This is a genomic window from Sphingomonas mangrovi, from assembly GCF_047975845.1.
Taxonomy (GTDB): domain Bacteria; phylum Pseudomonadota; class Alphaproteobacteria; order Sphingomonadales; family Sphingomonadaceae; genus Sphingomonas.
Genome location: NZ_JBIUCZ010000032.1, coordinates 36,715 through 42,898, shown reverse-complemented (window position 1 = coordinate 42,898; position 6,184 = coordinate 36,715). Strand labels below are relative to the sequence as shown.

The 6,184-nt window shown below is 67.0% G+C and carries 6 protein-coding genes; 2 read left to right on the top strand and 4 right to left on the bottom strand.

Annotated features, from left to right (window positions below; all coding sequences use genetic code 11):
- Positions 1-342 precede the first annotated feature (342 nt).
- The 3 genes from ACBY01_RS14140 to ACBY01_RS14130 form a co-directional block, all read right to left on the bottom strand.
- Entirely contained in the window at positions 343-1,395 is a 1,053-nt protein-coding gene (locus ACBY01_RS14140) for a ribonucleotide-diphosphate reductase subunit beta (RefSeq protein ID WP_416461563.1), read from the bottom strand.
- A gap of 19 nt (positions 1,396-1,414) precedes the next feature.
- Entirely contained in the window at positions 1,415-1,627 is a 213-nt protein-coding gene (locus ACBY01_RS14135; protein WP_416461562.1) for a hypothetical protein, read from the bottom strand.
- 110 nt (positions 1,628-1,737) lie between these two features.
- Positions 1,738-1,935: a hypothetical protein gene (locus ACBY01_RS14130; protein ID WP_416461561.1), complete on the bottom strand. Its 198-nt coding sequence runs from the start codon at positions 1,933-1,935 to the stop codon at positions 1,738-1,740.
- Between the two features lie 56 nt (positions 1,936-1,991).
- Here ACBY01_RS14130 and ACBY01_RS14125 point away from each other — a divergent pair, with 56 nt between their 5' ends.
- The gene (locus tag ACBY01_RS14125) at positions 1,992-2,270 is read left to right on the top strand and encodes a DUF2171 domain-containing protein (RefSeq protein WP_416461559.1); all 279 of its coding nucleotides are present in this window, start codon (positions 1,992-1,994) and stop codon (positions 2,268-2,270) included.
- Positions 2,271-2,427: 157 nt separating this feature from the next.
- Here ACBY01_RS14125 and ACBY01_RS14120 read toward each other — a convergent pair whose 3' ends face one another.
- Positions 2,428-4,314, bottom strand: coding sequence for a ribonucleoside-diphosphate reductase subunit alpha (locus tag ACBY01_RS14120; RefSeq protein WP_416461558.1), 1,887 nt, complete (start codon positions 4,312-4,314; stop codon positions 2,428-2,430).
- Positions 4,315-4,818: 504 nt separating this feature from the next.
- Here ACBY01_RS14120 and ACBY01_RS14115 point away from each other — a divergent pair.
- On the top strand, positions 4,819-6,135 hold the full coding sequence (locus ACBY01_RS14115; protein WP_416461557.1) for an MFS transporter: 1,317 nt from the start codon (positions 4,819-4,821) through the stop codon (positions 6,133-6,135).
- The last annotated feature ends 49 nt before the right edge of the window (positions 6,136-6,184 follow it).

Sequence of the window (6,184 nt, the reverse complement as noted above, 5' to 3'; positions counted from 1 at the left end):
GCACACCGTTCCGCATACGAGAGCTGTCGGTACCTGGTTCCCATCGCAACACCTCAACCTGGTGTTGCACTTCGTTTGTGAACTCGGGGCATCCATTCGCGCTACGCTCGCGCTTCTGTCGGGTGCGGTAATGGATCCTGACTTTCGTCAGGATGACGAGGGTTACCGCTGAAGGGTGGGCAAGCCGCTGCTCTCGGCGGTTTTTCGGCAAACAAAAAGGGGCGCCGTATTGCGACGCCCCTTTGTTCGTCCTCCTGACCGAAGTCAGAATCCATCGCCGCAGCGCCCGGAGTCGTGAGCGCCGCGGGTTCGGTTGCCGACTTCCGTCAGCAGGACGAGCGCCTACTCCGCCGCGACGCCGGCGTGCGAGAACATGTCGCTCTCGCTGGCTTCCTCGTTCGCCGCCGGGGTGCCGCGGACCTTCTGGCGCTTGTCGAAGCTGTCCCACACCTCGTTCCAGTTGCCGCGGGTCGCGCCCTTCGAATATTCGGTCGCGCGCTGCTCGAAGAAGTTGGCGTGCTCGACGCCGTTGAGCAGCGGGGTCAGCCACGGCAGCGGGTGCTCGTCGATCATGTAGATCGGCTTCATGCCCAGCTGGCCCAGACGCCAGTCGGCGATGTAGCGGATGTACTTCTTGATCTCCTTGGGCGTCATGCCGTTGACCGGGCCCATCTCGAACGCCAGGTCGATGAACGCATCCTCCAGGCGGATCGTCGTCTGGCACTGGTCGGCGATGTCGTCCTTCACCGCCTTGGTCAGGCAGTCCCGTTCCTTGCAGAAGGCGTGGAACAGCTGGATGATACCTTCGCAGTGCAGGCTCTCGTCGCGCACCGACCACGACACGATCTGCCCCATGCCCTTCATCTTGTTGAAGCGCGGGAAGTTCATCAGCATCGCGAACGACGCGAACAACTGCACGCCTTCGGTGAAGCCGCCGAACATCGCCAGGGTGCGGGCGATGTCCTCGTCGGTGTCGACGCCGAACTGCTGCAGATAGTCGTGCTTGTCCTTCATCTCGGCATAGTCGAGGAAGGCGCCGTATTCGCTCTCGGGCATGCCGATGGTGTCGAGCAGGTGGCTGTAGGCCGCGATGTGGATGGTCTCCATGTTGCTGAACGCCGTCAGCATCATCTTGACCTCGGTCGGCTTGAACACGCGGCCGTACTTCTCGTGGTAGCAATCCTGCACCTCGACGTCGGCCTGGGTGAAGAAGCGGAAGATCTGCGTCAGCAGGTTGCGCTCGTGCTCCGACAGCTTCTGCGCCCAGTCGCGGCAATCCTCGCCCAGCGGCACTTCTTCCGGCAGCCAGTGCACCTGCTGCTGGCGCTTCCAATATTCATAGGCCCAGGGATATTCGAAGGGCTTGTACGTCTTGCGGGCGTCGAGAAGGGACATCGGGAAATCTCCGGAAGTCTTAGAATGCGAAAAAGGCGAGGAGCAGGCCGACGACACCGATCGCGAGGATCATCTTCGCCGTCTTCCGCATCGCCTGCGGATCGGGAACGTTGGTGCGGCCGGCCTTGAGGTCCGCGGCGCGAAGTGCGTCCCCCTTCACCAGCAGCAGCAGCCCGCCGCCAACGGCGACGAGGCTGCCGAGGAGCAGCATCCAGTAGAACAAGGTTACCATTCGCGATGCTCCTTCTGCACGAGCGTTAGATTGCCTTCAGAGGCTTTGAATTGGGGCACAGGAGCATCAGCGCACCGACGAGGCCCAGGATCACAGGCATACGAGTCCGCTCATGCCGCGCTCGCCAGGCGGAAGACGGTGGCGAACAGGGTGAGCACGAAGCCGAGCGCGACGAGCATCACCCCGGCGATCCGGTAGCCATAGACCGCGCCCGCGCTGCCGGCGGTGCGCAGGCGCAGCAGCAGGGTGCCGCCCGTCGCCGCCGCGACGAACGCCACCGCATACATGATCAGCGCCTGCCGGGTCATGCGACCATCCGCGCCGACGTGCGTTCATCGACGGTAACCAACCGAGGAGACCCATCATGGCAGACGTGTCCGCCATCAAGGAACATATGGAAATCATCGGCGCCGACGGCGTCCATATCGGCACCGTCGACAAGGTCGAGGGCGACCGCATCAAGCTGACCAAGAAGGACAGCGGTGCCGAGATCCAGGGTGCCGAAGGCAAGGGTCACACCGGCCACCACCACTTCATCCCCGCCGGCCTCGTTGCCGCGGTCGAGGGCGACAAGGTCCGTCTGTCGGCCAACGCCGACGTCGCGATCACCTTCGAGGAGGAAAAGGGCGGCGAGCCGCTCTGATCCGGACGACGCCGGGCCGGTCCGCAGGCTGCGGGCCGGTGCGGCGGTTCCGAACGTGGCGGTGGCTGCGTGCATTCCATCCCCATCGCGCCGGGACGGCGCCGGCGTTCCCGGAGTATCACTCGGGGAACGCCCACGCCGCTAGGCGGCCGCTACCTTACTGGCAGGCCAGGCACTCGTCGTAGTCGGTGCTCTCGCCGATCTCGAACTTCGGCGCCTCGGGCGTGTTGTCCGCCTCCACGCCGCCGGCGAAGCCCGCGCGCTGGATCGACTTCGACCGCAGATAATAGAGCGACTTGATGCCCAGTTCCCACGCGCGGAAGTGGAGCATCAGCAGGTCCCACTTTTCCACGTCGGCCGGGATGAACAGGTTCAGCGACTGCGCCTGGTCGATGTAGGGCGTGCGGTCGCCGGCGAGTTCGAGCAGCCACCGCTGGTCGATCTCGAAGCTGGTCTTGAAGCACGCCTTCTCGTCCGCCGACAGGAAGTCGAGGTGCTGGACCGAGCCGCCATGCTCCAGGATCGAGTTCCAGACCGCGTCCGAGTCCTTCGACTTTTCGCGCAGCAGTTTCTGGAGGTGCGGGTTCTTGACCGCGGTCGAGCCCGACAGCGTCTTGTGCGTGTACATGTTCGCCGGGATCGGCTCGATGCACGCGGAGGTGCCGCCGCAGATGATCGAGATCGACGCGGTCGGCGCGATCGCCATCTTGCAGGAAAAGCGCTCCATCACGCCCATGTCGGCGGCGTCGGGGCAGGGGCCGCGCTCGACCGCCAGCTGCATCGACGCCTCGTTCACCTGCGCGTTGATGTGCTTGAAGATCTTGAGGTTCCACGACTTGGCCATCGCGCCTTCGAACGGCAGCCCGCGCGCCTGGAGGAAGCTGTGGAAGCCCATCACGCCCAGGCCCACCGAACGCTCGCGCTCGGCCGAATAGCGCGCGCGCGCCATCTCGTCGGGGGCGTTCTTGATATAGTCGGTCAGCACGTTGTCGAGGAAGCGCATCACGTCCTCGATGAAGCGCTTGTCGCCGTTCCACTCGTCCCACGTCTCCAGGTTGAGCGAGGATAGGCAGCACACGGCGGTGCGGTCGTTGCCCAGGTGGTCGCGGCCGGTCGGCAGCGTGATTTCCGAGCACAGGTTCGAGGTCGAGACCTTGAGGCCCAGGTCGCGATGATGCTTGGGCATCGTCGAGTTCACATGGTCGGAAAAGACGATGTAGGGCTCGCCGGTGGCGAGGCGGACCTCGACCAGCTTCTGGAACAGCGCGCGCGCGTCGACCTTGCCGCGCACCGAGCCGTCCTTGGGGCTCTTGAGCTCCCACTCGCTGCCGTCGCGCACCGCTTCCATGAAGGCGTCGGGGATCAGCACGCCGTGGTGCAGGTTGAGCGCCTTGCGGTTGAAGTCGCCCGAAGTCTTCCGGATTTCGAGAAACTCCTCGACCTCGGGGTGTGAGATGTCGAGGTAGCAGGCGGCCGAGCCGCGGCGCAGCGATCCTTGCGAAATCGCGAGCGTTAGCGAGTCCATCACGCGCACGAACGGGATGATGCCGCTGGTCTTGCCGTTGAGGCCGACCGGCTCGCCGATGCCGCGCACCGCGCCCCAATAGGTGCCGATGCCGCCGCCGCGCGACGCCAGCCAGACGTTCTCGTTCCAGGTTTCGACGATGCCTTCCAGGCTGTCGGGGACCGAGTTCAGGTAGCAGGAGATCGGCAGGCCGCGGCCGGTGCCGCCGTTGGACAGCACGGGCGTCGCCGGCATGAACCACAGGCGCGAGATATAGTCGTAGATGCGCTGCGCGTGCCCGGCATCGTCGGCATAGGCGGAGGCGACGCGGACGAACAGGTCCTGGAAGCTCTCGCCGGGCAGCAGATAACGGTCGGTCAGCGTTTCCTTGCCGAACTCCGTCAGCAGCGCGTCGCGCGCGTGGTCGACCTCGACCGGATAGGGCTTGGCGACCGAGCGGCTGTCGCGTGCCGCCGCGGGGGCTTCGAGCGTGGTCGTGGCGTCGCTTGCGCGCGTGTCCTGGCTGTCCCTGAAGTCCATTGCTGCCCTCGTTCCCTGTTCCGTCTGTCCGGGCCGTGGGGCCCGCCGTGGCGTCGTCGAACGCGGCGGCAAGCGGCTTGAATCGCCGCCTGCACCGTCCCAAACGCGGCTTTTCCGCCGCATTTCGCTCAAAACGGGAGCCCCTCGCTGGATACCAGCGATAGCGCCGCTCCCCTGGCGCCACCACAAGACTTGGTGTCGCCGAAACGGAGGAAGCTGGCAAGATGGTTCGTCGCGGTGAAGACGCCGTTCATCCTTTGTTGCGGTTCGCGACGCGTGGATATTCCTAGGCTTCAAGCGAAAACCGCCGCCTCAAAAATTTTTCGCGTCGGTGCTGGCGCCTGCGGACGATGCATCCGGGCATCCTCGGGCACGATCCGGGCGCTGGGACGTTGCGAGGCGATGTTGCGTGAAAATCAGGCGGTCGGGGCGGAGCCACCGGCCCGATCCGTCGCGAATCAGTCCCGTCCCGATTCCGGAGACAGCGGGAGCGACGGGCTGCCGATGCCGCGCCGGCTGACGGCGATCGTCGCCATCTCGTTCGGCACGGCGCTGTTCGTGGTCGACGGTACCATCGCCAACGTCGCGCTGCCGACGATCGCGCGCGATCTGGGCGTGGGCAACGATGCGGTCGTGTCGGTGGTCACGCTTTACCAGCTGGTGCTGGTGATGGGGCTGCTGCCCTTCGCGACGCTGGGCGACCGGATCGGCCATCGGCGGCTCTACCAGATCGGCCAGGTGATCTTCGCGGTCGCATCGGGGGCGGCGCTGCTCGCGAACTCGTTGCCGGTGCTGCTGGCGGTGCGCGCGGCGCAGGCGCTGGGGGCGGGGATGGCGCTCAGCGTCTCCGCGGCGATGCTGCGGGAAATCTATCCCCAGCGCAGCCTGGGCAGCGGCCTGGGCATCAACAGCGTGATCGTCGCGTCGTCCAACGCCCTCGCACCGACGCTCGGCGGGTTCCTGGTGTCGAACCTCGACTGGCGGTGGGTGTTCTGCGCGGCGGTGCCGTGCGCGCTGGTGTCGCTGCTGGTCGGCCGGTCGCTGCCCGAGCCGACGCGGCTGCACGACCGCTTCGACTGGCGCGGCGGGGTGTGGAGCGCGGCGAGTCTGGGGCTGCTGATCGGCGGGCTGGAGGCGGCGGTCCACGACTATACCGTGCCGGGAATCGTCGCTAGCCTGCTGGGCGCCGCGGCGCTGCTGCTGCTGGTTCGGCGCGAGCGGCGGCGCACCCGACCGGTGGTGCCGGTCGACCTGCTCGGCGACCGCGTGCTCGGCCTGTCGGCGCTGGCGGCGGTCGCAGGCTTCGTCGCCTCCGCCGCGCTGATCGTCTCGCTGCCGTTCCGATTCGAGCGCGGCATGGGCTACTCCCCGGACGAGGTCGGGCTGCTGATCATGCCGTTCCCGCTCACCATGCTGGTGGTGGCGCCGCTCGCGGGTTGGCTGTCCGACCGGACGAAGTCGTCGCTGCTGGGCGTCCTCGGGATGGCGCTCGCGACGGCCGGGCTGCTGCTTGTGGCTTTCCTTCCCACGGATGCGGGCTGGATCGCGATCGCCTGGCGGCTGGTGCTGTGCGCCTGCGGGTTCGGGCTGTTCTTCGCGCCCAATTCGCGGCTGATCCTGTGGCGCGCGCCGCGCGATCGCGCCGCGGCGGCCGGCGGCTTGCTGTCGACCTCGCGGCTGCTCGGGCAGACGCTGGGGGCGTCGCTGGTCGGGGTGGTGCTGGCGCTGGGCGCGGGGCTCGGGCCGGCCCCGCTGCTCGCCGCCGCTGCGCTCGCCGTGCTCGCGGGCCTGTGCAGTCTCGTGCGGCTGCGCGCGCACTGACGCTTGCCAGCGGCCGCCGCCCGTCCCACGCTGCGGCGACAGGATGGGG

Excerpts from the sequence above, each read along its gene's own strand:
- ACBY01_RS14140 (WP_416461563.1), bottom strand. The coding sequence starts at position 1,395 with ATGTCCCTTCTCGACGCCCGCAAGACGTACAAGCCCTTCGAATATCCC.
- ACBY01_RS14135 (WP_416461562.1), bottom strand. The coding sequence starts at position 1,627 with ATGGTAACCTTGTTCTACTGGATGCTGCTCCTCGGCAGCCTCGTCGCC.
- ACBY01_RS14130 (WP_416461561.1), bottom strand. The coding sequence starts at position 1,935 with ATGACCCGGCAGGCGCTGATCATGTATGCGGTGGCGTTCGTCGCGGCG.
- ACBY01_RS14125 (WP_416461559.1), top strand. The coding sequence starts at position 1,992 with ATGGCAGACGTGTCCGCCATCAAGGAACATATGGAAATCATCGGCGCC.
- ACBY01_RS14120 (WP_416461558.1), bottom strand. The coding sequence starts at position 4,314 with ATGGACTTCAGGGACAGCCAGGACACGCGCGCAAGCGACGCCACGACC.
- ACBY01_RS14115 (WP_416461557.1), top strand. The coding sequence starts at position 4,819 with ATGCCGCGCCGGCTGACGGCGATCGTCGCCATCTCGTTCGGCACGGCG.